Below are 21,631 nucleotides of genomic sequence, written 5' to 3' on the forward strand. Positions count from 1 at the left end.
TCCGCGCGCTCACTCAGCCGGGTGAGGCCAGCGTTCAAATCTTCCAGTGACTCGATGATTTGGCTAATCGCTGGCGCATCCCATCGACATTCCCCGCCAGTTGCAACGTCAACAACCGATACCCATCCAGTGCACTGTGCACCGGCGCGTCCAGCGCAACGTCATCCGCGGCATGCGCAGCGGGCCGCTCCAACCGTTCTGTGACTCCGGACTTCAATGCCCGCGCCATGCCCACCAGTTGCACGCGAATCTGTCGGTTTTCGGCCTTCAACAGCACCTGCATCCGCGCCATTGCCTGTTCATCCCGAGGATCCGGGCGCGTATTGCCGAGAATCTCCAGGGTGCTGATGCACATCCTCAAATGCCGCTGGATCGCGTCCAGCTCCGTCATGGAGATGCGCACTTCCTTGGACACCGACGGCATCAACGAACGCAGTTGCAACATGGCCGCGTTCAGGCGGTTGAGCAGCTTGAGGTGTTCATCATCGGTGACCGACTGGCCGCTGATGATGCGGCTGTAGATCGCGGCGCAGTCACGCAATGCACTGGCCAGGTTGTAGCGCCAGGAATAAACGGCGTACAGCGGCAGGGCGAAGGAAAAAGCCAGGGCCAGCACGATGCCGATCAGGATATCGACCGTGCGCCACAGCCCGTCCGACAACGGGTTGTCGCCGTGGCCGGCGACGATAAACACGGTGATCGCCGACAGCAGCGCGATGTAGCCGCCTTTGCCGATGGCGTGGTACGAGAAGAACCCGCACACGATGGACATCAGCAGGTAAGTGACCAGCGGCTGGCCGAGGTACGCCTGTTGCGCCACGATCGCCAACCCCACGCTGGCGCCGATCAGGGTGCCGTAGGCGCGTTCCACGGCTTTTTTGCCGATATTGCCGTGGTGTTGCAAGCCACCGATCACGATCAGCATGGTCACCGAGGCCCACTCACCGTGGGGCAGGTTGATGCCGGTGGTGAGCAGGATGGTGGCGAGCAGGCCGATGGACACGCGCACGGCGTGGATCAGCTTGGCGTGACGATAGCGGCGGTAGGGGTCGAGCAAGGGGCGCAGCAGGCGCCTGGCGAAGAGGGGTAGATTCATCGGTATTAAAAGGGCCTCGGTAGTCAGGGCGAACTCGGTCAAATGCAGAGCTGGCTTTTGTGGGAGCTGGCTTGCCTGCGATAGCTTCACCTCAGTCTTTCAGGCAGACCACAGTGATGCCATCGCAGGCAAGCCAGCTCCCACACAAACCAGCCCGGCAGGGTGAGCTGCGGTGTTCTTAGAAAATGTAGTCGGTGGTCAAAAAGCTCGAGTCACGGTTACGCAGGATGTCGCTGACCAGCGCCTTGTTGCTCTCCTGGAACTTGGTCGCCACCAGGGTGCGGATCGAGAACACGCGCAGGGCGTCATGCACCGACAGCGTGCCTTCGGCCGAGTTTTTGCGGCCGTTGAACGGGAAGGTGTCCGGGCCGCGCTGGCACTGGGCGTTGATATTGATGCGGCCGACCTGGTTGGCGAAGGTGTCCACCAGTCGGCCGACTTCCACGGCGTTGGTGCCGAAGAGGCTCAACTGCTGGCCGAAGTCTGAATCCAGCACGTACTCGATCACGGTTTCCAGATCGCGGTACGGCACGATCGGCACCACCGGGCCGAATTGCTCTTCGTGGTACACGCGCATCTGCGGGTTCACCGGGTAAAGCACGGCCGGGTAAAAGAACGATCCACGGCTTTCAGCGCCATGCTCATTCACCACGCGGGCGCCGTGTTGTGCGGCATCGGCCACCAAGCCGTTGAGGTAATCGACCTTGCCGACTTCCGGCAGTGGCGTCAGCGCCACACCGTCTTCCCATGGCATGCCGGGCTTGAGCGTGGTCAGCTTCTGGTTGAATTTCTCGATAAAGCTTGCGACCACATCCTCATGGACGAACAGGATTTTCAACGCGGTACAACGCTGGCCGTTGAACGACAGCGAGCCGGTGACGGCCTCGTTCACGGCGTTGTCCAGGTCCACTTCGGGCAGCACGATGCCGGGGTTTTTTGCGTCCAGGCCCAGAGCGGCGCGCAAGCGGTGAGGTTTGGGGTGCAGCTTTTTCAGGTCGCTGGCGGCCTTGTTGGTGCCGATAAACGCGAAGATGTCGATCTTGCCGCTGGCCATCAACGCGCTGACGGTCTCACGGCCGCTGCCGTAGATCACATTGATCACGCCGGCCGGGAAGCTGTCACGGAACGCTTCCAGCAGCGGGCGAATCAACAGCACGCCGAGCTTGGCCGGTTTGAACACGACGGTGTTGCCCATGATCAGCGCCGGGATCAGCGTGGTGAAGGTTTCGTTCAGCGGGTAGTTGTAGGGGCCCATGCACAGCGCGACGCCCAGTGGCACGCGGCGGATTTGCCCGAGGGTGTCCTGTTCCAGTTCGAAGCGGCTGGAGCGACGGTCAAGCTCTTTGAGGGCATTGATGGTGTCGGTGATGTAGTCGCAGGTGCGGTCGAATTCTTTCTGCGAGTCTTTGAGATTTTTGCCGATTTCCCACATCAGCAGCTTGACCACCGCGTCGCGTTGTTCACGCATGCGCCGCAAAAACGCCTCCACATGCTGGATGCGGTCGGCCACGCGCATGGTCGGCCATTCACCCTGGCCACGGTCGTAGGCGCGCACGGCAGCATCGAGGGCGGTGAGGGCGGTTTCGGCGTCCAGCAGCGGTGTGCTGCCGATATGCACGCGCTCGTCGCCAAACTGCACCGGGCTTTGCACCTTTGCCAATGGGCCGTTCCATACCTGCAACTGGCCGTCGACCAGGTAATCACGCTGTTCAATCGGCGCTCCCAACTGGAATGGCGCGGGAACCTCGGCGGCGGAGGCGGGAAACAGCTGGGCGAGCAGGTTGCTGGTGGTCATGTCACTACCCCTGGAATAGTTGCAAAACATGACTAGAGAGTCACCCAACAACAGGCTCTATGGCAAGGCTTGCGCGCTTTCTTGTACGCCTGCGGGTAAACTGCGCGGCTTTTCAGAAGGAGTTCACATGAGTCACTACCAGCCGGGCATTCTTGCCGCCCCGGTGCCGTTGCAGGCACGCCATCTGTTTTTTGCCGTGGATACCCTGGCCGCTGTGCCTGCCGCGTTGGACGCGCTGGTGCAGTTGACGGATTCGGCCGCAGTGGTCGGTTTTGGTGCGCCGCTGGTCAGTGCCCTGGGGGCTCAGGTGGCAGGGCTGCGCACGTTTCCCACCGTCAGCGGGCCGGGCGCGCATAACCCGTCGACCCAGCAGGCGTTGTGGGTGTGGTTGCACGGGGTGGATCGCGGTGAACTGCTGTTGCGCAGCCGCGCGTTTGAAAAGGCCCTGGCGCCTGCGTTCCGCCTGGTGCAGATGACCGAAGGCTTTCGCTACAAGACCGGTTTCGACCTCACCGACTATGAAGACGGCACCGAAAACCCCCACGACGATGCCGCCGTGCAAGCCGCGCTGACCGACAGCGGCGCCAGTTTCGCCGCAATCCAGCAATGGCAGCACGACCTCGACGGCTTTGCCGCATTGCCCGCGCAAGAGCGTGACCACATCATCGGCCGCCGCCATGGCGACAACGAAGAGCTGGACGACGCTCCCGAGTCCGCCCACACCAAACGCACCGCCCAGGAAAGCTTCACCCCGGAGGCGTTCGTGGTGCGCCGCTCGATGCCGTGGGCCGAGAACGGTCAGGCGGGGTTGATGTTCCTTGCGTTTGGCCATTCGTTCGATGCGTTTGAAGCACAGCTGCGGCGCATGAGCGGGCTGGAAGACGGGATTGTCGATGGCTTGTACCGCATCAGCACTCCGTTGACCGGTGGTTACTACTGGTGCCCGCCGGTGAAGGATGGGCATTTGGACCTGAGTGCACTCGACGTTACACCGCAAATCTAAAATGTGGGAGCGGGCTTGCTCGCGAAGGCGGAGTGTCAGTTGATAAAACTCTCACTGATCCACCGCCTTCGCGAGCAAGCCCGCTCCCACATTTGATCTTTGTTGGCTGATAAAAAGTGCTTCAGATCACCCCACACACCAACCGCTCACCCCCACCGCCCAAAGGTTTAGGCATGTCGGAATGGTTGTCGCCACCGGCGTGGATCATCAGCGCGCGGCCTTTGATCTGCGCGATGGTTTTCAGGCGTGGCGCCAACACCGGGTTGGTGGAGGTGCCGTCCATGCTTACGTACAGCGCGGGCAAGTCGCCGAGGTGGCCGTCGGCGTAAGGGCCCAGGTGCTTGCCGGTTTTCTGCGGGTCGAAGTGGCCGCCGGCGGCAAGGGCCGCGACTTTCACACCGTCTTTCACACCCGCCTCACAGCTGCCGTTTTCATGGATATGAAAACCGTGCACGCCGGCTGGCAGGGATTTGAGGTCAGGGGTGAAGATCAGGCCATAGGCCGACTCGCTGATGGTCACGCTGCCCACGGGCTGCGGCGCGCCATCGGCACTCACCAGGTTGACCGGGACTTGCAGTGAAGCCGCTTGTGCGGTGCCGACTGCAAGAAGACTGAGCAGGCCGAGCATAATGGAGCGATTCATAAAAAGAGTTCCTGATAGTTATAGGTGTTGGGCAGTGTCAGGAACTACAACGATTGGGCCGCGCCGATAATTCCGTTGGAAAAAACATATTTTTCCAACGGAATAACCTTCACGGATCAGCTGTTTTGCATATCGATCCGCACGGGCTGCATGGGCGCAAAAAACGGCATCATCGCCGCGCTCCGGCAATGGCGGCAGCCGTATACGCCCAGCACCACGGGTTCTTTCACTTCAGGCACCGGCGCCTGTTCGAACCAGGTCGGCGCGACAAACCGGTAGCCCTGGCCCGCCGCTGTGGCGATATAGGACGATTCATCATCGCCCAGGGCCCGGCGCAGGGTCTTGATCTGCGTGCGCAGGTTGCATTCTTCCACCACCAGCCTGGGCCAGGCGATGTCGAGCAATTCGGCTTTCGCCAGCAATTCGCCGGGCCGCGAGGCGAGGGCGATGAGTAACGTCAGGGCACGATTGCCCAGGGCCACGGGTTGCCCGTGTTTAAGCAGCAAATGACGTTTGGGCAGCAGTTTGAACGGGCCGAAGTGGATCTCAAAGGAAGCGTCATCGGTAAGGTGGCTGCGAGTCGAGTACGTCATGTCATTAAACCTTTATGCGTTGGAAAACAGCCTGGCGCGGCTCCCTTTCATGCCGGGCTGCAGAAGGGTGTCGAGAGGTTACTCATCGAAATTTGCTGCTTTCATATATAGAGCGCCTGATGAACTAACGTTTTTGGCTATTAGTGCAACTGTACTAATCGGGCCTTCAGCGTTAGTTGCCAGCGAGTATTAAGGCCGCTTGCGCCGAGCTATGAAACGCGATGATTAAGTCGCTTTTGTTACAAATAGAAATATCTTGAAAGTTGGGCAAAGGGCTATTAGCGAAAAATGTGAAGTCGACACGAAAAAACCTGTGAAGGCCTGCCGAAAAGGTCATTCAAACCCGGGCCTGTTGCTCGACGATGCGCGTCATGCCGCAAGAAGGGCCCCGTAAACATTGGCGTTTACCGTGTTTTGGTTTTTTGCAAAAAGTTCAACACGCTCAGAGGGATGAGATTTTTTCAACGCCAGGTTGAGCCAAACCTTTCACGGCCTGTATCTGAAACGTTTCACAAGCTTTCACAGCGAAGGCGTTTTGATCGTGAGTAGTATGGAACCCATGCAAACCAACGGCGGTTCGAAAGCTCACTGTCTGACGTTTTGGGCATTCACCGGTTTGCATACTTTCAGCTTGCTGTTGCGCAACTGAATAACTTCCCTATCGATGCAAGGAGATGAACATGGCTGATGTCCCACCAGTAAAAGCAGGCGGCGCCGACGACGCTATCGCGAAGATGGAAGCGACCTTCAACATGGCTATCGAGAAGTCGGCCAAGATCACCGAAATCAGCACCGCGAAAAAAGCTGAGCTCGACGCTACCAAACAGCGTCCGCAGAACTGATTTGCCAAACGGGCGGCGCCGGCGCTGCCCGTTTACCCATCGCTTGTGGCTTGAAAAAACACTGTTTGAAAAATGTTGCACCGTTGTTGATCCACGCAGGCGTGCATGCGGCCTGTGATTCTCAAGGGGGCAAACCCGAACATGACAGCCTTGATTTCCTTGGGTCCGGTCGCCGGTACTGGCGCACCGACCCTGACTGTGACCGGCGGTTTGCACCAGGGCAGTTCCCTGGTGCTCGACCAGCCTGTCTACACCATCGGCGCGGACCTCGCGGCCGATCTGGTACTCAGCGATCCCGGCATTGCCGGCCTGCACCTGCGCCTGCGGTTTTTTGAAGGCGCTCAGGTGGCGGTCGAGGCGTTGGGCGGTGACGTGCTGCTCGGCGCCAATGTGCGCATTCCCCAAGGCAGCGGGCATCGCGCGCGGCTGCCATTGCAACTGCGCATCGGCACGGCAGGCGTGAGCCTGGCGCTGCCTGAAGGGGCAGAAAAACCCGCCGCCGCACCGCGCAAATTGACGCCGTGGATCGTGGCGGGCGCCTTGTTGTTTCTCTGTGCGGGCGCGCTGGCGTTTCGCGGTGAGGCGCCGTTGGCGTCGGCCGCAAGCGTGGTTGAGGTGCCTGCGGTTAAAAAAACTTCCCGCGAACAAGCCAGGGCCTGGTTTGAACAGCAGCTTCAGGCGGCGCACCTGGATGACATCAAGGTCAGCAACCTGAATGGCCAGCTCAGTGCCACCGGCACCTTCGAGCATTCGCAAAAACCGCAGTGGGTGGCGTTGCAGCAGGCCTTCGACCAGCGTTACGGGCAGCAAATCGTGCTTAACCCGAAAGTGGCGGTGCGCGCTGATGCGGCACGGCCGCGCGTGCGTTTTCAGGCCGTCTGGTTTGGCACCAACCCTTATGTGATCAACGACAGCGGCAAGCGCCTGTACCCCGGCGCGGCGCTGGCGGACAACTGGGTGCTGGAGCGCATCGAGAATAACCAAGTGATTCTCGCCAGGGGCGAGGAGCGCTTTACCTTCACGCTATGACCACGCTTTTTTAGCTAAGGCCCTGGGATGAAAGTCGAACCCCGCCCGTTGATTCCCAGTGATGTGCGCAGCGCACCGGTCGAAGCCATTCGCCCGGTCAACTCGCGCCAGGCGACCGCCTTCGAAGCGGTCCTGAAAACCCGCAAGACCCAGACCCGCCGCTCGCTGCGCAGTGACCTGGAAGAACTCACCAGCGCGGCCGGCGTCGACTCGCTGCTGTTTGGCAGCGCGCGTTCGCTTGAGCTGCTGGAACACGTGATGGAGCACATTCTGCCGACGCTGGACGCCGAACCTGAAATCAAGGAACTGGCCCACGACCTGATCAGCGAAGAGATCGAAGTCCGCCGCAACCTCGAACAGCAACGCTCGGAGGTACATGCCTGATGGCCCGCGATAACGACGACGCCGTGCAACTGCTCAAAGGCATTGGCGAGCTGTACCGGCGCAATGGCCAGTCCCAGCGCGCCTTGGTGATGTTGTTGATCGCCGTCAGCGTCGCCCCTCAAGACGGCGTGCTGTTGCGCTCGTTGGTGCTGGCCTTCACCGACAGCGGCGACGCCACCCGCGCCCTCGGTGCGCTGGACCGGCTGGTGGCGCTGGAGGGCGAGTCTGCCAGCTTGTTGCTGTTGCGCGCCCGCGCGCTGTGGTACGGCGAGCGCAAGGACGAAGCGCGCCAGTGCTTCAAACGCTACCTCGCCGCACGCAGGGCCGGCGCATGAGTGCAATGAACCGCTTGAACAACCTCGCGCGCATGGCCGCGCAACGCACTGACGTGATCATCGTCGCGTTCATGCTGATGGCGATTGTGATGATGATCATCCCGCTGCCCACCTACCTGGTGGATGCGCTGATCGGCCTCAACATTGCGCTGAGTATCCTGATCCTGATCGTCGCGTTCTACATCGGCCACTCGGTGGAGTTCTCCGCGCTGCCACCGCTGATCCTGCTCAGCACGCTGTTTCGCTTGTCCCTGTCGATCACCACCACGCGTTTGATCCTGCTGCACGGCGACGCTGGCCATATCGTCAAGGCCTTCGGCGACTTCGTGATCGCCGGCCAAGTGGTGGTGGGCATGGTGGTGTTCCTGATCATCACCGTGGCGCAGTTCGTGGTGATCACCAAAGGCGCCGAGCGCGTGGCCGAAGTGGCAGCGCGTTTCACCCTGGATGCCATGCCCGGCAAACAGATGAGCATCGACAACGATTTGCGCAACGGCGATATCGACCAGGCTGAAGCCCGTCGTCGCCGCTCGCGCCTGGAGCGTGAAAGCCAGATGTTCGGCGCGATGGACGGCGCCATGAAGTTTGTGAAAGGTGACGCCATCGCCGGCCTGGTGATTCTGGCGGTCAACCTGCTGGGCGGCATGCTGATCGGCATGATTGAGCGCGACATGCCGTTCGGCGTGGCGGTGCACACCTACTCGCTGCTGACCGTGGGTGACGGCCTGATCGCACAGATTCCCGCGCTGCTGATCTCGGTCGCGGCGGGTACCGTGGTCACCCGCGTCAACAGCGACGGCGAAGCCGGTGACCTGGGCAGTGAGATTATCAAGCAACTGGGCGCCAGCTACCGCGCGCTCGGTTTGACCGCGCTGATCATGATCGGCGTGAGCCTGCTGCCGGGTTTCCCGACTTGGGTGTTCCTCGGCTTGTCCGCAATCTTTGGCGGCGCGGCGTTTGTGATGTACCGCCGCCACACCCGTCAGCCCCAGGGCGAGATGGAGGTGCTGGCCGAGGTGCCGGAGCCGGTGGTGGAAGTCCAGGCCGAACTGGATGACAACCTGCTGCCCGACACCCGCGTGCTGCTGACCATCGGCAATGGCCTGTCCCAGAGCGCGCCGCGCCAGTTGCTGCGCCAGCGCATCGAAGCCTTGTGTCACGACATCCGCACCGAGCTCGGCGTGGACGTGCCGGTGCCAGGCATTTACATGGAGCCCAAGGCGCCGCCGGGCGGCTTTCGTGTGTCCCTGGAAGGTGTGCCGGTGAGCGAGGGCGAAATGCCGGTCAACTGCCTGTTGCTGCAGGATGACCCGGTGCACGTACAGCTGCTCGACATCGCCACCCTTCAGGCCGACTCGCCGCTCAATGGCCGCAACGCCCACTGGATCGAGCGCCAGCACGAAGAGACCTTGCGCAACGCCGGCATTGGTTTCCTGCTGCCCGATGAAGTGCTGCGTGGCGTGCTGGAACGCAGCCTGCGCCGTTATGCCGCCGACTTCCTCGGCATCCAGGAAACCCGCTTGCTGCTGGAACGTACCGAAGCCACCTACGGCGAACTGGTCAAGGAAGCCCTGCGCCTGGTGCCGTTGCAACGCGTCGCCGAAACCTTGCGACTGTTGGTTGGCGAAGGCGTGTCGATCCGCAACCAGCGCGCCTTGCTCGAAGCCATGGTGGAGTGGGGTGCCCGCGAGACGGATGCCGGGCGTTTGGCTGAGCACTTGCGCGCGGCCTTGGCGCGGCAGATCAGCCATCAATACGCCGACCGCAACCGGGTGATCGGCGCGCTGGTATTGGCACCGGGTCTGGAAGATCAATTGCGCGCCTCGCTGCGTCGCCAGGAGCCCCAGCGTGAATTGATCCCGGAAGAGGTCAGCCGCGCCTTGCTCGCTCAACTGCGTCAGGCCTGCGAGAACACCCGTGAAGTCAACAGCGCCGTGTTGCTGGTGCACCCGGAGTTGCGCCGCAGCCTGCGTCGTCTGGTGCTGCGCGGTGAGCTGGACCTGGCGGTGCTGTCGTTCCGCGAGCTGGCCACCGAGTACAACCTGCAAGCGCTGGTGACCATCAGCCTCACCGACATCTCCAACCGCCGCGCGCCTGCCGCGGCTTCCGTCACCCCCCTGGCGTCTGCCTCATGATGCGTTTTTGTGTGCTGTTGCTCAGTGTGTTTTCGTGTGTGTGCCAGGCTCAGGAAATTGCTGCCGGTGCTGGTGGCTCGATTAATCTGGCGTCCGGGGAAGGGCGCATTCTGCACTTTGTTGCGCCGGTGGAATCGGTGTTGGTGGCCGAACCGAATGTGGCCGACCTGCAAGTGGTGTCTCCGGGCACGCTGTATATTTTTGGCAAGGCACCAGGCACTACCAGCCTGATCGCGCTCGGCGAAAACGGTAAGCAACTGGCGAGCCTGACCTTGTCCGTCAGCAGCGGTACCCAGGGGGTCACCGCGCCGATGCAGGAATTGCACCCGGGCAACCGCGCGCAGATCACCGGCGCCGGTAACCGGCTGATCGCCAAAGGCACCGTGGGTTCGGTGGCTGAAGCAACGGACCTCAATGCGCTGCTCAATCCCCAGGGCCAAGGCTTTCAAAGCGCGATCAACACCACTGAATACACAGGCTCGGCCCAGGTGAACCTGCGTGTGCGCTTTGCCGAAGTGTCCCGTTCCGAACTGCTGCATTACGGCGTGAACTGGAACGCGATGTTCAACAACGGCACGTTTTCCTTCGGCCTGATCACCGGCGGCGGTTTGGCGGCGGCGACTGCCGGTGGCCTGGCCACGGCGGGCACCGGCTCGGGCAACGTGAACATCGACGGCATGCTCGATGCGCTGCAAGCCAACGGCGTGCTGCAGATCCTCGCCGAACCGAATATCACCGCCATGACCGGCCAGACTGCCAGCTTCCTCGCCGGTGGCGAAGTGGCGATTCCGGTGCCGGTCAACCGTGACCTGGTAGGTATCGAATACAAGTCGTTTGGTGTGTCGCTGCTGTTCAACCCCACCCTGCTGCCCAACGGCCGGATCGCCCTGCAAGTGCGCCCGGAAGTCAGCAGTGTGGTCAGCGGCGGCACCGTGGATTTCGGCAATTTCCATGTGCCGTCCTTCAGCGTGCGCCGCGCGGATACCCGCGTGGAAGTCGGCAGCGGGCAGACGTTTGCCATCGCGGGTTTGTTCCAGCGTGAGAGCAGCCAGGACATCGAAAAGCTGCCGTTGCTAGGCGACTTGCCGATCCTGGGCAACCTGTTCCGCTCCAAGCGTTTCCAGCGCAATGAAACGGAATTGGTGATTTTGATCACGCCGTATCTGGTGGAGCCGGTGCGCGGTCGCACCCTCGCCACGCCCCTGGACGCGCCAGCGGTTACCGCAGCGGCCACCGGGCCACGCAGCGGCGGGGCGTTCGGTTTTTACATGAATTGATGAGGGGGCTTGCGATGACTGTTTTACGTGTGTTGATGCTGCTCCCCCTGGCGCTGATGGGCTGCCAGACTCACCTGGCGCCGGTGTATTACTCGCCGGAGTACCGCGCCGATGGGTTGCCCACCCAGTGTCAGCAGCCGCCTGCGACCGACACGATTGGGTTGGATGAGGATTTCAAACCGACGTTGCCGCTGGGCTGTGCGAACAATCTGAATTTGATGCAGATGGTCGAGCGTAAGCAGGACCTGACCCAGGGCCGCGCCACCGGACCTGCCATGGCCGCGCCAGTAGGCCGCGCCGCGCAGGTGTATATCGAGGGGTTTGATCGGGAGCAGTTGCAGCGGCGTAAGGATCAGCAAGAGGCCAAGGCCGAAGCGGCGGGGGGCGGGCAATGACCTCCCTGGAAGTGATCGTTCCCTGTGACGAGCGGGCTTGTTATGGAAAGTGGGCTTATTGTGGCGAGCGGGCTTCCTGTGGCGAGCGGGCTTGCCCCGCGTTGGGCTGCGAAGCAGCCCCTTTCAATACCACCGCGATTAAACAGACACATCGCATGGCCCGGTTTTGGGGCCGCTTCGCAGCCCAACGCGGGGCAAGCCCGCTCGCCACAGTAAGCCCGGCAGCCTCAGGTTCAACGCGGATCAACCAACCCCAGTTCCTTGGCTTGCGCCACAGGATCGCTGATCGCCTTGATGCGCTTCGCTTCCGTCACCAGGCGCTCGCGCTCGGCGGCGGGGATGTCGTCCAGCGGCAAGCCGGCAACGCGTTGCTCGTAGCCGGCCAACACCATTACCAGCAGCTCGTTGCGTTGATGCCTTGGCAGTGCGCGGGGCGATTGGGTGACGGGGGCGATGGTGTCCAGCGCCTGTTGCGACTGCCCGCCCAGGGCGTAGGCCAGGGCCAGGTTGCAGCGGTTGTCGAGGTCGTCGGGCTTGAGGCTCAGGCTCTTGGCGAAGGCGGTTTGCGCGGCACCGGCCTGGCCGTTGAGGATTTGCGCGACGCCCAGGCGGGTGTAGGCGACCGGCAGGTGGTTGATCTCTGCGGCCTGGCCCAGAGCAGTGACGGCGCGTTGGGTCTTGCCCAGTTGCAGTTGCGCAGTGCCAAGGCCGAGCAGGGCGTCGGCGTTGCGTGCGTCAAACCCCAGGGCTTGCTGGAAGGCGCGTTCGGCGCCGAGTGCGTCCTTGGCGTCGAGCCTGGCCTGGCCGAGTTTGAGCCACAGGTCGAGGTTGGCCCCCGGTTGTTGGGTCGCGCGTTCGTACAGCGCCGCCGCGCTGGCGTAGTCGCCGCGTTTGCTCAGGTCGCCCGCCAGTTGCAGGGACTTGTCGGAATCGGTTGCAGGTTTACTCGAGCAGGCGGCGAGAAGCAGGGTACTGGCAAGCAGAAAATTCTTGGACATCGTCACAACTCGTCTGGCAAAGGCGCAGGCCATGTAAGCATATTTTTGACGGCACTCCTATGCCTCTTCAACGCCAGTTTCGCCAGCGCCGCCGAAGAGCCCGCGTGGTTCTCCAAACCCTACGCCTACGTGCTGGTGGACCAGGATGTGCGCAGCGCCCTGGAAGAATTCGGCCACAACCTCGAGGTGCCCCTGGTGCTCTCGGACAAAGTGCGCGGCAAGGCCCGCAGCACGATTCGCGCGGCCACCGCCGGTGAGTTTCTGCAAACCCTGTGCAGCACCAACGGCCTGACCTGGTACTTCGACGGCAACCTTCTGTACCTCAACACCAGCGACGAAATCACCACCAAGTTGTTCAAGGCCAGCGCCCTGAACCTGGACCAGTTGCAGGCCTATTTGAACAACCTCGATGTGTTCGGCCAGCAGTTGTCCATGCGCAATGGCCCCGAGGGCGATGAAGTATTCGTGTCCGGACCACCGCCGTACCTGGCGTTGGTGCAACAGCACGTCGATCACCTGCAACCCGTTCGTGTGGCCGCCCCGGTGGCGCGCGGGCAGGGTGTGCGGGTGTTCCGCGGCGCGCAAGTCAGCACTGAAACCCCAAACCAGTAAAGGAGCAGCACCATGTCCGTAACGGCCGTAGACAGCAATCTCGCCCCTGGTGGCGCCAGCCCTGAAGCCAAGTTCAATGCCGCGGTGGATAACGCCAAGGCCGCCGACAAACCGGCGGATACCTCGGACGCAGACGACGCCAAGTTCAACGATGCGTTGATCACCCAGGCCGTCACCATCGGTGGCCAGTTCATCATCATGCCGAAGATGCAGGAACTGCTGAACGATGCCATGTCCGATGACGACGACGAGTAGGAACCTCTTATGACTATCAGTCTCGCCGCCGGCGCTTCGGCCTTGCCGCCGTCCGCTGGCGCGGGGCCCGCCGGGGCCTCGCAGAATCTGTTCGAGCACATGGCCAATACCGCCAAGGGCATGCCCGAAGGCGCGAGCCCGCACCAGATCGGCTCGGGCTTGATGGAACGCATGAACAGTTTTATCGACCGCACGCGCGCGTTTTCCGAGCGTGCCGACGTGCTCACCAACAACCCGTCGGCGCCGCCACCGGCCTCGGCGCAAATCCGCACGGCCAGTGCCTCACCTCAGGCAGAACCGGGGAAAAAAGTCGGCGAGCAGCAGGTCGACCAGATCGTCCATTCCCTGGGCAAGATGTTCGACTACTCCATCGAAACCCAGATGGTGGTGCGCGGTGCGACGCAGATTTCCGGTTCCGCCAACACGCTGCTCAAGGGTCAATAACGCCATGCCAAGCCCAAACCGCGCCTTGCGCCTGTTGCTGATCGGCCTGCTCGCCAGCCTGTTGCAAGCGTGCAACACCGACCTCTATACCAACCTCAGCGAGCGCGACGCCAACGCCATGGTCGCGGTGCTGCTGCGCGGTGGCATTCCGGCAGAGCGCAAGACCCAGGACAACGGCCAGCTCAAGGTGGTGGTCGACGAAGAACGCTTCGCCGAAGCCATGACCCTGCTCGACAACGCCGGCCTGCCGCAGCAGAGCTTTTCCAACATGGGCGAGGTGTTCAAGGGCAATGGCTTGGTGTCGTCGCCGGTGCAGGAACGGGCGCAGATGATTTATGCGCTGAGCGAAGAGCTGTCGCACTCGGTGTCGCAGATCGACGGCATCGTGGCCGCGCGCGTGCACGTGGTGCTGCCGGATAACGACTTGCTCAAGCGCGTGATTTCGCCATCCTCGGCCTCGGTGCTGGTGCGCTACGACCCGGGCACCGACATCAACACATTGATCCCGCAGATCAAGACGCTGGTGGCCAATGGCATTTCCGGCCTGAGCTACGACGGTGTTTCCGTTACGGCGATCAAGGCGGCTGTCGCCATCAGCCAGAACCCCGCGCAACCGCGCCTGGCGCGTTTTATGGGCCTGTGGATGCTCGAAGACAACGTGCCTCAGGCGCGTTTCATGTTCGGCGGTTTGCTGCTGATCGCCCTCGGCGCCCTCGGTGTGTTGGCTCGCCAGCATTGGGCGCGGCGTCAGTCACAGGCCCTGTATGTACTCAAGGAGGGTGAATGAGCTTGTTTGAACGCTGGCAAGGGCTGATCGCCGAGCCGTTGCAGTTTGTGCGTGGGCCGAGCCTGGGCGCCTGTTTTGCCGATGACCTGCCGGATGAAGTGCTGCACGCCATGCAGGCCCAGCCGCGTTTTCGCCAGCGGCTAGAGGAGTTGCTGGTCAGCCATTACCAACTGGCGCCGCTGGAGCAACTGGTCTCGCCGTTGGCCGCTGACTTGCCGGTGCTGTTGTTGTCGGACGCGCAGTTTGCCCGCCTGCCAAGGTTGTGCGGGGCCATCTGGCATGCCTCGACCTTGAGCCGCGAGATTCGCCGCGAGGTGGTCAACGAGCTGCGCGCCGGCCTGGGGGCGCAAGTGTTCAGCCAGGCCCTGGCCCTTCGGCAACTGGGCGGCGCGGCAGATTTGCTGCGTGACCCCGCCGAGCTGATCGAAGCGATTGACCGCGACGGCCAGGGCTGTGTCGCCGCCTGGCTGCACGCCCAGCACGCCGATTTCCAAGGCTGGTTGCGCTTGCGTTTCGCCTTCCCCCAGGGCCACAGCGCCCGGCTGCCGCGCGACCTGGAAGTTGTTCAGGCCGCCGCCGCGTGCCTTGCCGCCGAGGACATTGCCCCATGAGTGAATTACCGAGCCGTCCGACGGCGCGCATCCTGCGTGCCGAAGAAGCCGCACTCTGGACTGACGGGTTTGCCTTTCTGCAAGCCGCCAAAGCGCAGGCCGAGCAGGTCAAGGCCGACAGCGACCAGTGGCTGGATGCCGCCCGTGCCGAAGGGTTTGAAAGCGCACGGCAAGAGGGCGCCGAGCAGGTCGCGCAGTTGCTGGTGCAAACCCAGTCTCAGGTGCAGCATTACCTGAGCGGCCTGGAAACTGCATTGGCTGATTTGGCCTTGGGCATCGTGCGTGAAGTGTTGGGTGAGCTGGACAATGCCGACCGCGTGGTGCGCTGCACGCGCCAGGCGCTCAGCGCATTTCGTCAGGATCAGGCACTGACGCTGTGGGTGGCGCCTGCCGAGGTGGATGCCTTGCGCCAGCGCCTCAAAGGTGAAGGGCTGGCGATTGCCGTGGACAGCGATGAGCAGTTGAGCGCCGGCCAGGCACGGCTGAGCAGTGCTGCCGGTTCCGTCGAACTGGGCCTGGAAGCGCAATTGCAAACCCTGCGTCGCAGCCTGTTGCCCTTCGCCGAAGAGGGCGTGGCATGAACCTGGAGCAGTTGCTGCCGCGCTTGAATGAGCGCCTGGCCCAGGCGCGACTGCGGCCGATGCACGGCACGGTGTTGAGCATTCGCGGCGTATTGCTGCGCGCCAGTGTGGCCGGGGCGAGCATTGGTGAACTGTGCCAGCTGCGTGACCCGGGCAGCGGTCGCAGCCTCAGTGCCGAGGTGATCGGGTTTGATGGCGACGAAGCGATCCTGTCGCCCATCGGCTCCATGGAAGGCCTGTCCACCCGTACGCAAATCACCGCCACCGGCGAGACGCTGGGCGTGGCGGTCGGTGATGCGCAGCTCGGGCGGGTGATCAGCCCCATGGGCGAATTTCTGGATGGCGACGGCATCCCGCCGACCGTGGCCTTGCAGCACTACCCGTTGCACGCCGAACCGCCCGCGCCCTTTTCACGGCAGCTTATCGTGCGCTCTATGGCGCTGGGCATCCGCTCCATCGACGGCCTGCTGACCCTGGCCCAAGGCCAACGCATGGGCATCTTTGGTGAGCCCGGCGTGGGCAAATCCTCGTTGCTGGCCAGCATCATCCGCAACAGCGAAGCCGATGTGATCGTGATCGGCCTGATCGGTGAGCGGGGCAGGGAGGTGCGAGAGCTGCTCGACGTGCAACTCGACGCTCAGGCCCGCGCCCGCACTGTGGCAGTGGTGGCTACCTCGGATCGCCCGGCGGCCGAACGGGTGCGCGCGGCGTTTGTCGCCACCACCCTCGCCGAATACCACCGTGATCAGGGGCGCAATGTGCTGCTGCTGATGGACAGCCTGACCCGTTTCGCCCGCGCCCAGCGTGAGATCGGCCTGGCCGTGGGTGAGCCGCCGACCCGGCGCGGTTATCCGCCCTCCTTCTTTTCGGCGTTACCGCGCCTGCTGGAACGTGCAGGCCCTGGCCCCACCGGCAGCATTACGGCGCTGTACACCGTGCTGACCGAAGGCGATGCCGCCAGTGACCCGGTGGCGGAAGAGGCACGTTCGATCCTCGACGGGCATATCGCCCTCAGCGCCGAGCTGGCCCAGCGTAACTACTTCCCGGCAGTCGATGTGCTGCGCAGCCGCAGCCGTTTGATGGAGCAGGTCGCCGGTGAAGAGCACAAACGCCTGGCCATGCGCATCCGTGAGCTGATGGCGCGCTATGGCGAGATCGAAATGCTGATCCGCGTGGGTGAGTACTCGGCCGGCAGCGACCCGTTGGCTGACGAAGCCATCACTCGGCACTCCGCCATCGAAGCCTTTTTGCGGCAGAACGCCGGTGAACCGAGCAGCCTGGAACAAACCCTGATCCGCATGCGCCAGGTGTTGGCATGAGAAGGTTTAGCGATTGCAGGCCTTGTTTTTGTGCCGGGCAAGCTCTTTGTGGCGAGCAGGCTTGCCCTGCGTTGGGCTGCGCAGCAGCCCCAGAAACGGCGAGCGTATTTTGCCCGGAAAAGCGCGGTGCTTTTGATGGGGCTGCTGCGCAGCCCAACGCGGGGCAAGCCCGCTCGCCACTGAATTTTGTGTTGGCATGATGATGGAGACGGTCCAATGAAAACCAATGAACTGCGCACCCTGCAAACCCTGCGGGTATTGCGTGAGCAGCGCGCCGCCAGCCAACTGGCTGCCCAGCAGCAACGCTGCGAGCAAACCCATGGCGTGCTGACCGACGCCAAGGAGCAACTGCGCCTGCACCGTGAAGCCATTGCCGAGGAAGCGCGGCAGGTCTATGCCTCCCTCACCGAAGGTTTGTCGGTCGCCAGTTGGCAGGCCGCGCAGGATCGCCTGCGAGGGCTGTCGGATGATCAGCAGTTGCTGGAAAACGACGTGACCCATGTCTCCACGACCCTGCAAAGCCAGGAGCGTGAGCGTGACCTGTTTCGCCAGGAGCGCCTGAGCCGTCAGCGCCAGTCCGACGCCTGGCAAAGCCTGCTGGAAGGCCGCGAAAGCGATGAGCGCCGCGTCGGCGAACTGCGCGACGAAGGCGTCGGCACATGATCGCAGCCCTTGCCGACCCTCTGTCGCCGTGGCTGACCCATTACGACCCGGCGTTGCTTGCGCTGCACAACCAATTGCACCGCCGTCGCCGTGCTTGGCAAGGCCGTTGTGCCGGGCAGGACCTGCGCGTGAGTTGGGCCGCCGAGCCGCAGGCCCTCAGCGCGCCGCGCGATGTGCTGCTGTTGCTCGGCCGCGCCCCGGTGCGCCTGCGTTTGTCGGCGGCGGCCCTTGAACAGGTGATGGTGCCGCTGGCGTTGCAGTTTGACGTGCAACAGCTGCCGTCATTGCCGCGCTCGTTGCTGCTGGAGCTGGCGGTGCTCGACCTGATCGAGTCCCTGGAGCCGCTGCTGGGCCACGCCGTGCAATTGCTTGAAGCCACTGAAGGTCTGGAACAGCGGCCGTTTGCTGTGCACCTGGCCCTGGAATTGAGCTTCGGCAACGGGCCGGCCATCAGCGCGCAACTGGACCTGAGTGAAGGCGCCGCCGTGATGGTGGCGCAGTTGTTGGCGCAATACGCCGAACTTGAACCGGACCCGTTGCCTGGCCTGCGCCAGACGCTGGCGGTGGTGGCCGGGCGGCAATGGCTGAGCCTCGGCGAGCTGAGCAGCCTGCGCCCCGGCGATGTGCTGATGCTGGAGCAAAGTTCGGGTTTGTTGCTCGACCTCGACGGTCGCTTGCAGGCCCGCTGCCAACAGCAGGGCGACGCGTTGCGCCTGCAAGAAGAATTGAAAGCGCCCCTTTTGGACATGGAGAACACGATGACTGACGTTGATGCGGCTGCGGCCCTGGATGACTTGCCGCTGAAACTGGTGTGCCAGGTCGGCAGCCTGGAACTGACACTTGCGCAATTGCGCGAGCTGGGTGCGGGCAGCCTGTTGCAACTCAATACACCTGGCGTGGACAACGTGGACCTGATGGTCAACGGGCGTCGCGTCGGCCAGGGCCAACTGGTGAAAATCGGTGACGGCCTGGGTGTGCGCCTGCTGAGTTTCGCCACCCCATGACCGGTTATCAGCCGAACCTGATCGAGATTATCCTGGTCGTTGCGACGATCGGGCTGATCCCGTTGGCGGTGGTCACACTCACCGGTTTCATGAAAATCTCGGTGGTGCTGTTCCTGATCCGCAACGCCCTTGGGGTACAACAAACGCCGCCGAACCTGGTGCTGTATGGCATCGCACTGATTTTGTCGGTGTACGTGACCACGCCGTTGATTGGCGACATGTACCGGCAAGTGGAGGGCCGCGACCTCAATATCGAGCATGTGGAGCAACTCAAGGACCTTGGCGACGCCCTGCGCCCGCCGTTGCAGGCGCACTTGAAGCGGTTCGCCAATGAATCCGAGCGCGGCTTTTTTGTGCAGGCCACCGAGACCATTTGGTCGCCTGAAGCCCGTGCCGACCTGCGTGACGACGACCTGGTGGTGTTGATCCCTGCGTTTGTCAGCTCGGAACTGACCCGCGCCTTCGAGATTGGCTTTTTGCTCTACATCCCGTTTCTGGTGGTGGATTTGCTGGTGTCCAACGTGCTGATGGCAATGGGCATGTCCATGGTCTCGCCGAACTTGATTTCGATCCCGCTGAAGATCTTTTTATTCGTGTCATTAAGCGGCTGGTCGCGCCTGATGCACGGTCTGATTCTGAGTTACGGCGGCTGAACCCTGCAGGGTGAGTGTGCATTTAAGGGGTGAGTGATGGGCCAGGACGTATTTTTATCCTTGATGAAACAGGCGCTGATGACGGTGCTGATGCTCTCCGCACCGGCGTTGGGCGTGGCAATCATCGTGGGCTTGAGCGTGGGGCTGTTCCAGGCGCTGACGCAGATCCAGGACCAGACCCTGCCCCAGGTGGTGAAGCTGGTGGCGGTGTTGCTGACCATCGTCTTCCTCGGCCCGGTACTCGCCGGGCAAGTGGCGGAACTGGGTGGCCAGGTGCTGGACAATTTCCCGATGTGGACGCGCTGACCGCCCATGGATGCCAGCCTTACCGCGCAGTTTTTGGAAGTCGCCTACCCGGTGATCAGCTCCGCTTCGCTTGCCGCCTGCCGCGCCATGGGCGTGGTGGTGATCACCCCGGCGTTCAACCGCCTGGGCCTCACCGGCATGATTCGCGGCTGTGTGGCCGTGGCCATTTCGATTCCGATGTTTTTTCCGGTGTTCGAGGCGCTCACGGCGATGCCCGAACACGGCAGCGTGTTTATCGCCGGGTTGCTGATCAAGGAGTTCTTGATCGGCATCCTGATCGGCCTGTTATTCGGCATTCCGTTCTGGGCTGCAGAGGTGGCGGGGGAGTTGATCGACCTGCAACGCGGATCGACCATGGCACAACTGGTGGACCCGTTATCGTCCGGGGAGTCCAGCGTGATGGCGACGTTGCTGACGGTGATGCTGATCACGCTGTTCTTCATGTCCGGCGGTTTTATCCTGATGGTCGACGGCTATTACCACAGCTACCAGTTGTGGCCGGTGACCTCGTTTACCCCGGTATTTGCCAGCTCCGCGCTGCTGGCGGTGTTGTCGATCCTTGACCAGATCATGCGGGTGGGCGTGCTGATGGTGTCGCCGCTGCTGATCGCGCTGCTGGTGACGGACCTGATGCTCGCCTACCTGTCGCGCATGGCGCCGAACCTGCATATCTTCGATTTGTCGTTGCCGGTGAAAAACCTGTTTTTCAGCATCCTGATGGTGATCTACATCGGCTTCCTGATCCCCATGATGCTCGACCAGTTGGGGGAGTTTCGTGGCACCGTCGAACTGCTCAAAACCCTCGCGGGCATGGAGTAGCCCATGGCGGATACCAGCGAAGAGAAATCCCAGCCGGCCACGGACAAGAAGCTCAAGGACGCGCGGCAAAAAGGCCAGGTCGCCAAGAGCCAGGACCTGGTGTCGGGCATGGTCATCCTGTTCTGCACCCTGTGTATTTCCATCCTCGCGCCCCGGGCCAAGGCCCAGGTCACGGCCTTGATCGACCTCACCGCGCAAATCTATATCGAGCCGTTCGCCACCGTGTGGCCGCGGGTGCTCGACCATGCCGAGCAGTTGGTGATAGGCATCACCCTGCCGGTGATGGCGGTGACCACCGGCGTGGTGATCCTCACCAATATCATTACCATGCGTGGGTTTGTGTTCTCGGTGGACCCGATCAAGCCCGAGTTCAAGCGCATCAACCCGGCGGAGGGCATGAAGAAGATCTTTGCCCTGCGCAACTTCGTGGAATTCATCAAGGGGTTGATCAAGGTGCATGTGCTGGCGATCGCGTTTTACGTGGTGGGCAAGCACGCGTTGCAGGCGCTGATGGAGTCGTCACGTTGTGGCGCCGAGTGCATGGAATCGACGTTTTTCCTGGTGCTCAAGCCGCTGGTCTTCACCGTGCTGTGCGCATTCATCCTGGTGGGCGCGGTGGACGTGATCATGCAGCGCTGGCTGTTCGGCCGCGACATGAAAATGACCCGCAGCGAAACCAAGCGTGAACGCAAAGACATCGACGGCGACCCGCTGATCAAGAGCGAGCGCCGGCGCCAGCGCAATGAAATGCAGGCGTTGGCCACCAAGCTGGGCCTGGGCCGCGCGTCAATGATGATCGGCACCACCGATGGCTGGGTGATTGGAGTGCGCTATGTGCGCGGCGAGACGCCAGTGCCGGTGATCGTGTGCCGGGCTTCGCCGGAGGAGGCGTTATTGATGCTGCAGGAGGCATACGACCTGGGCATTCCTCACGCGCCGGACAAGCCCCTGGCTTCCGAGATTGCGCGTAAGACTGTACCGGGCGACCCGGTGCCGGACGCATCGTTTCAGGCGGTCGCGGACTGGCTGGTAGCGGCACGCCTGATCTGAAG

26 protein-coding genes are annotated in these 21,631 nt (G+C 62.5%); 21 read left to right on the plus strand and 5 right to left on the minus strand.

Annotated elements, in window-relative coordinates; all coding sequences use genetic code 11:
• Window positions 1-34 precede the first annotated feature (34 nt).
• Window positions 35-1,096 carry an FUSC family protein gene (locus AB4P94_RS18280; protein WP_395606767.1) on the minus strand — a complete coding sequence of 354 codons (1,062 nt, stop codon included), beginning with the start codon at window positions 1,094-1,096 and terminating at the stop codon, window positions 35-37.
• 178 nt (window positions 1,097-1,274) lie between these two features.
• Window positions 1,275-2,891, minus strand: a complete 1,617-nt coding sequence (locus AB4P94_RS18285) for an NADP-dependent glyceraldehyde-3-phosphate dehydrogenase (RefSeq protein ID WP_395606768.1) — start codon at window positions 2,889-2,891, stop codon at window positions 1,275-1,277.
• Window positions 2,892-3,018: 127 nt separating this feature from the next.
• On the opposite strand from AB4P94_RS18285, the gene AB4P94_RS18290 reads away from it, so the two are divergent.
• Window positions 3,019-3,894 (plus strand): Dyp-type peroxidase, encoded by an 876-nt coding sequence (locus AB4P94_RS18290; protein ID WP_395606769.1) that lies wholly within the window; start codon window positions 3,019-3,021, stop codon window positions 3,892-3,894.
• A 121-nt stretch (window positions 3,895-4,015) separates the two neighbouring features.
• Here the strand turns inward: AB4P94_RS18290 and sodC are convergent, their stop codons facing one another.
• Both sodC and AB4P94_RS18300 read right to left on the minus strand, forming a co-directional pair.
• Window positions 4,016-4,537 (minus strand): superoxide dismutase [Cu-Zn] SodC, encoded by a 522-nt coding sequence (gene sodC / locus AB4P94_RS18295; protein WP_395606770.1) that lies wholly within the window; start codon window positions 4,535-4,537, stop codon window positions 4,016-4,018.
• A gap of 116 nt (window positions 4,538-4,653) precedes the next feature.
• Window positions 4,654-5,130, minus strand: coding sequence for a transcriptional regulator (locus tag AB4P94_RS18300; protein ID WP_395606771.1), 477 nt, complete (start codon window positions 5,128-5,130; stop codon window positions 4,654-4,656).
• 680 nt (window positions 5,131-5,810) lie between these two features.
• On the opposite strand from AB4P94_RS18300, the gene AB4P94_RS18305 reads away from it, so the two are divergent.
• The 7 genes from AB4P94_RS18305 to AB4P94_RS18335 all read left to right on the plus strand — a co-directional run bounded on the left by AB4P94_RS18305 (window position 5,811) and on the right by AB4P94_RS18335 (window position 11,527).
• Window positions 5,811-5,972 (plus strand): hypothetical protein, encoded by a 162-nt coding sequence (locus tag AB4P94_RS18305; RefSeq protein ID WP_016969018.1) that lies wholly within the window; start codon window positions 5,811-5,813, stop codon window positions 5,970-5,972.
• A 141-nt stretch (window positions 5,973-6,113) separates the two neighbouring features.
• Window positions 6,114-7,001: an FHA domain-containing protein gene (locus tag AB4P94_RS18310; RefSeq protein ID WP_395606772.1), complete on the plus strand. Its 888-nt coding sequence runs from the start codon at window positions 6,114-6,116 to the stop codon at window positions 6,999-7,001.
• A gap of 27 nt (window positions 7,002-7,028) precedes the next feature.
• Window positions 7,029-7,385 (plus strand): hypothetical protein, encoded by a 357-nt coding sequence (locus tag AB4P94_RS18315; protein ID WP_395606773.1) that lies wholly within the window; start codon window positions 7,029-7,031, stop codon window positions 7,383-7,385.
• Window positions 7,385-7,720, plus strand: coding sequence for a tetratricopeptide repeat protein (locus tag AB4P94_RS18320; protein WP_371319385.1), 336 nt, complete (start codon window positions 7,385-7,387; stop codon window positions 7,718-7,720). Before AB4P94_RS18315 ends, AB4P94_RS18320 begins: the two co-directional genes overlap by 1 nt.
• Window positions 7,717-9,855, plus strand: a complete 2,139-nt coding sequence (gene sctV / locus AB4P94_RS18325) for a type III secretion system export apparatus subunit SctV (RefSeq protein WP_395606774.1) — start codon at window positions 7,717-7,719, stop codon at window positions 9,853-9,855. The genes AB4P94_RS18320 and sctV overlap by 4 nt, the downstream gene beginning before the upstream one ends.
• A complete protein-coding gene (locus tag AB4P94_RS18330; protein WP_395606775.1) occupies window positions 9,852-11,132 on the plus strand; it encodes a type II and III secretion system protein family protein in 1,281 nt (426 codons plus the stop codon). The genes sctV and AB4P94_RS18330 overlap by 4 nt, the downstream gene beginning before the upstream one ends.
• A gap of 14 nt (window positions 11,133-11,146) precedes the next feature.
• A complete protein-coding gene (locus tag AB4P94_RS18335; protein WP_395606776.1) occupies window positions 11,147-11,527 on the plus strand; it encodes a hypothetical protein in 381 nt (126 codons plus the stop codon).
• Between the two features lie 233 nt (window positions 11,528-11,760).
• Here the strand turns inward: AB4P94_RS18335 and AB4P94_RS18340 are convergent, their stop codons facing one another.
• Window positions 11,761-12,525 (minus strand): tetratricopeptide repeat protein, encoded by a 765-nt coding sequence (locus AB4P94_RS18340; RefSeq protein WP_395606777.1) that lies wholly within the window; start codon window positions 12,523-12,525, stop codon window positions 11,761-11,763.
• 45 nt (window positions 12,526-12,570) lie between these two features.
• Here AB4P94_RS18340 and AB4P94_RS18345 point away from each other — a divergent pair, with 45 nt between their 5' ends.
• The 13 genes from AB4P94_RS18345 to AB4P94_RS18405 all read left to right on the plus strand — a co-directional run bounded on the left by AB4P94_RS18345 (window position 12,571) and on the right by AB4P94_RS18405 (window position 21,629).
• Window positions 12,571-13,137 (plus strand): type III secretion protein, encoded by a 567-nt coding sequence (locus AB4P94_RS18345; RefSeq protein WP_395606778.1) that lies wholly within the window; start codon window positions 12,571-12,573, stop codon window positions 13,135-13,137.
• Window positions 13,138-13,149: 12 nt separating this feature from the next.
• Window positions 13,150-13,392, plus strand: a complete 243-nt coding sequence (locus AB4P94_RS18350) for a hypothetical protein (RefSeq protein ID WP_017137572.1) — start codon at window positions 13,150-13,152, stop codon at window positions 13,390-13,392.
• Window positions 13,393-13,401: 9 nt separating this feature from the next.
• Complete coding sequence (locus tag AB4P94_RS18355) at window positions 13,402-13,836, plus strand: hypothetical protein (RefSeq protein ID WP_395606779.1); 435 nt, start codon at window positions 13,402-13,404, stop codon at window positions 13,834-13,836.
• 4 nt (window positions 13,837-13,840) lie between these two features.
• Window positions 13,841-14,623 (plus strand): type III secretion system inner membrane ring lipoprotein SctJ, encoded by a 783-nt coding sequence (sctJ, locus tag AB4P94_RS18360; protein ID WP_395606780.1) that lies wholly within the window; start codon window positions 13,841-13,843, stop codon window positions 14,621-14,623.
• Window positions 14,620-15,234, plus strand: coding sequence for a type III secretion protein (locus tag AB4P94_RS18365; RefSeq protein WP_395606781.1), 615 nt, complete (start codon window positions 14,620-14,622; stop codon window positions 15,232-15,234). Before sctJ ends, AB4P94_RS18365 begins: the two co-directional genes overlap by 4 nt.
• On the plus strand, window positions 15,231-15,815 hold the full coding sequence (gene sctL, locus AB4P94_RS18370; RefSeq protein WP_395606782.1) for a type III secretion system stator protein SctL: 585 nt from the start codon (window positions 15,231-15,233) through the stop codon (window positions 15,813-15,815). Before AB4P94_RS18365 ends, sctL begins: the two co-directional genes overlap by 4 nt.
• Window positions 15,812-17,134, plus strand: coding sequence for a FliI/YscN family ATPase (locus tag AB4P94_RS18375; protein WP_395606783.1), 1,323 nt, complete (start codon window positions 15,812-15,814; stop codon window positions 17,132-17,134). Before sctL ends, AB4P94_RS18375 begins: the two co-directional genes overlap by 4 nt.
• A gap of 216 nt (window positions 17,135-17,350) precedes the next feature.
• Window positions 17,351-17,797: a hypothetical protein gene (locus tag AB4P94_RS18380; RefSeq protein WP_395606784.1), complete on the plus strand. Its 447-nt coding sequence runs from the start codon at window positions 17,351-17,353 to the stop codon at window positions 17,795-17,797.
• Window positions 17,794-18,801, plus strand: coding sequence for a type III secretion system cytoplasmic ring protein SctQ (gene sctQ, locus AB4P94_RS18385; RefSeq protein WP_395606785.1), 1,008 nt, complete (start codon window positions 17,794-17,796; stop codon window positions 18,799-18,801). Before AB4P94_RS18380 ends, sctQ begins: the two co-directional genes overlap by 4 nt.
• Complete coding sequence (gene sctR / locus AB4P94_RS18390; protein ID WP_016969170.1) at window positions 18,798-19,454, plus strand: type III secretion system export apparatus subunit SctR; 657 nt, start codon at window positions 18,798-18,800, stop codon at window positions 19,452-19,454. The genes sctQ and sctR overlap by 4 nt, the downstream gene beginning before the upstream one ends.
• 36 nt (window positions 19,455-19,490) lie before the next feature.
• Window positions 19,491-19,760, plus strand: coding sequence for an EscS/YscS/HrcS family type III secretion system export apparatus protein (locus tag AB4P94_RS18395; RefSeq protein WP_016969171.1), 270 nt, complete (start codon window positions 19,491-19,493; stop codon window positions 19,758-19,760).
• A gap of 6 nt (window positions 19,761-19,766) precedes the next feature.
• Complete coding sequence (gene sctT, locus AB4P94_RS18400) at window positions 19,767-20,579, plus strand: type III secretion system export apparatus subunit SctT (protein WP_395606786.1); 813 nt, start codon at window positions 19,767-19,769, stop codon at window positions 20,577-20,579.
• 3 nt (window positions 20,580-20,582) lie between these two features.
• A complete protein-coding gene (locus AB4P94_RS18405) occupies window positions 20,583-21,629 on the plus strand; it encodes an EscU/YscU/HrcU family type III secretion system export apparatus switch protein (RefSeq protein WP_395606787.1) in 1,047 nt (348 codons plus the stop codon).
• Window positions 21,630-21,631: the final 2 nt, after the last annotated feature.

The sequence above is a fragment of the Pseudomonas sp. B22129 genome (assembly GCF_044218875.1).
Lineage (GTDB): Bacteria > Pseudomonadota > Gammaproteobacteria > Pseudomonadales > Pseudomonadaceae > Aquipseudomonas.

Coding starts and splice junctions, on each gene's coding strand:
- AB4P94_RS18280 (WP_395606767.1), bottom strand. CDS start 1,096: ATGAATCTACCCCTCTTCGCCAGGCGCCTGCTGCGCCCCTTGCTCGAC.
- AB4P94_RS18285 (WP_395606768.1), bottom strand. CDS start 2,891: ATGACCACCAGCAACCTGCTCGCCCAGCTGTTTCCCGCCTCCGCCGCC.
- AB4P94_RS18290 (WP_395606769.1), top strand. CDS start 3,019: ATGAGTCACTACCAGCCGGGCATTCTTGCCGCCCCGGTGCCGTTGCAG.
- sodC (WP_395606770.1), bottom strand. CDS start 4,537: ATGAATCGCTCCATTATGCTCGGCCTGCTCAGTCTTCTTGCAGTCGGC.
- AB4P94_RS18300 (WP_395606771.1), bottom strand. CDS start 5,130: ATGACGTACTCGACTCGCAGCCACCTTACCGATGACGCTTCCTTTGAG.
- AB4P94_RS18305 (WP_016969018.1), top strand. CDS start 5,811: ATGGCTGATGTCCCACCAGTAAAAGCAGGCGGCGCCGACGACGCTATC.
- AB4P94_RS18310 (WP_395606772.1), top strand. CDS start 6,114: ATGACAGCCTTGATTTCCTTGGGTCCGGTCGCCGGTACTGGCGCACCG.
- AB4P94_RS18315 (WP_395606773.1), top strand. CDS start 7,029: ATGAAAGTCGAACCCCGCCCGTTGATTCCCAGTGATGTGCGCAGCGCA.
- AB4P94_RS18320 (WP_371319385.1), top strand. CDS start 7,385: ATGGCCCGCGATAACGACGACGCCGTGCAACTGCTCAAAGGCATTGGC.
- sctV (WP_395606774.1), top strand. CDS start 7,717: ATGAGTGCAATGAACCGCTTGAACAACCTCGCGCGCATGGCCGCGCAA.
- AB4P94_RS18330 (WP_395606775.1), top strand. CDS start 9,852: ATGATGCGTTTTTGTGTGCTGTTGCTCAGTGTGTTTTCGTGTGTGTGC.
- AB4P94_RS18335 (WP_395606776.1), top strand. CDS start 11,147: ATGACTGTTTTACGTGTGTTGATGCTGCTCCCCCTGGCGCTGATGGGC.
- AB4P94_RS18340 (WP_395606777.1), bottom strand. CDS start 12,525: ATGTCCAAGAATTTTCTGCTTGCCAGTACCCTGCTTCTCGCCGCCTGC.
- AB4P94_RS18350 (WP_017137572.1), top strand. CDS start 13,150: ATGTCCGTAACGGCCGTAGACAGCAATCTCGCCCCTGGTGGCGCCAGC.
- AB4P94_RS18355 (WP_395606779.1), top strand. CDS start 13,402: ATGACTATCAGTCTCGCCGCCGGCGCTTCGGCCTTGCCGCCGTCCGCT.
- sctJ (WP_395606780.1), top strand. CDS start 13,841: ATGCCAAGCCCAAACCGCGCCTTGCGCCTGTTGCTGATCGGCCTGCTC.
- AB4P94_RS18365 (WP_395606781.1), top strand. CDS start 14,620: ATGAGCTTGTTTGAACGCTGGCAAGGGCTGATCGCCGAGCCGTTGCAG.
- sctL (WP_395606782.1), top strand. CDS start 15,231: ATGAGTGAATTACCGAGCCGTCCGACGGCGCGCATCCTGCGTGCCGAA.
- AB4P94_RS18375 (WP_395606783.1), top strand. CDS start 15,812: ATGAACCTGGAGCAGTTGCTGCCGCGCTTGAATGAGCGCCTGGCCCAG.
- AB4P94_RS18380 (WP_395606784.1), top strand. CDS start 17,351: ATGAAAACCAATGAACTGCGCACCCTGCAAACCCTGCGGGTATTGCGT.
- sctQ (WP_395606785.1), top strand. CDS start 17,794: ATGATCGCAGCCCTTGCCGACCCTCTGTCGCCGTGGCTGACCCATTAC.
- sctR (WP_016969170.1), top strand. CDS start 18,798: ATGACCGGTTATCAGCCGAACCTGATCGAGATTATCCTGGTCGTTGCG.
- AB4P94_RS18395 (WP_016969171.1), top strand. CDS start 19,491: ATGGGCCAGGACGTATTTTTATCCTTGATGAAACAGGCGCTGATGACG.
- sctT (WP_395606786.1), top strand. CDS start 19,767: ATGGATGCCAGCCTTACCGCGCAGTTTTTGGAAGTCGCCTACCCGGTG.
- AB4P94_RS18405 (WP_395606787.1), top strand. CDS start 20,583: ATGGCGGATACCAGCGAAGAGAAATCCCAGCCGGCCACGGACAAGAAG.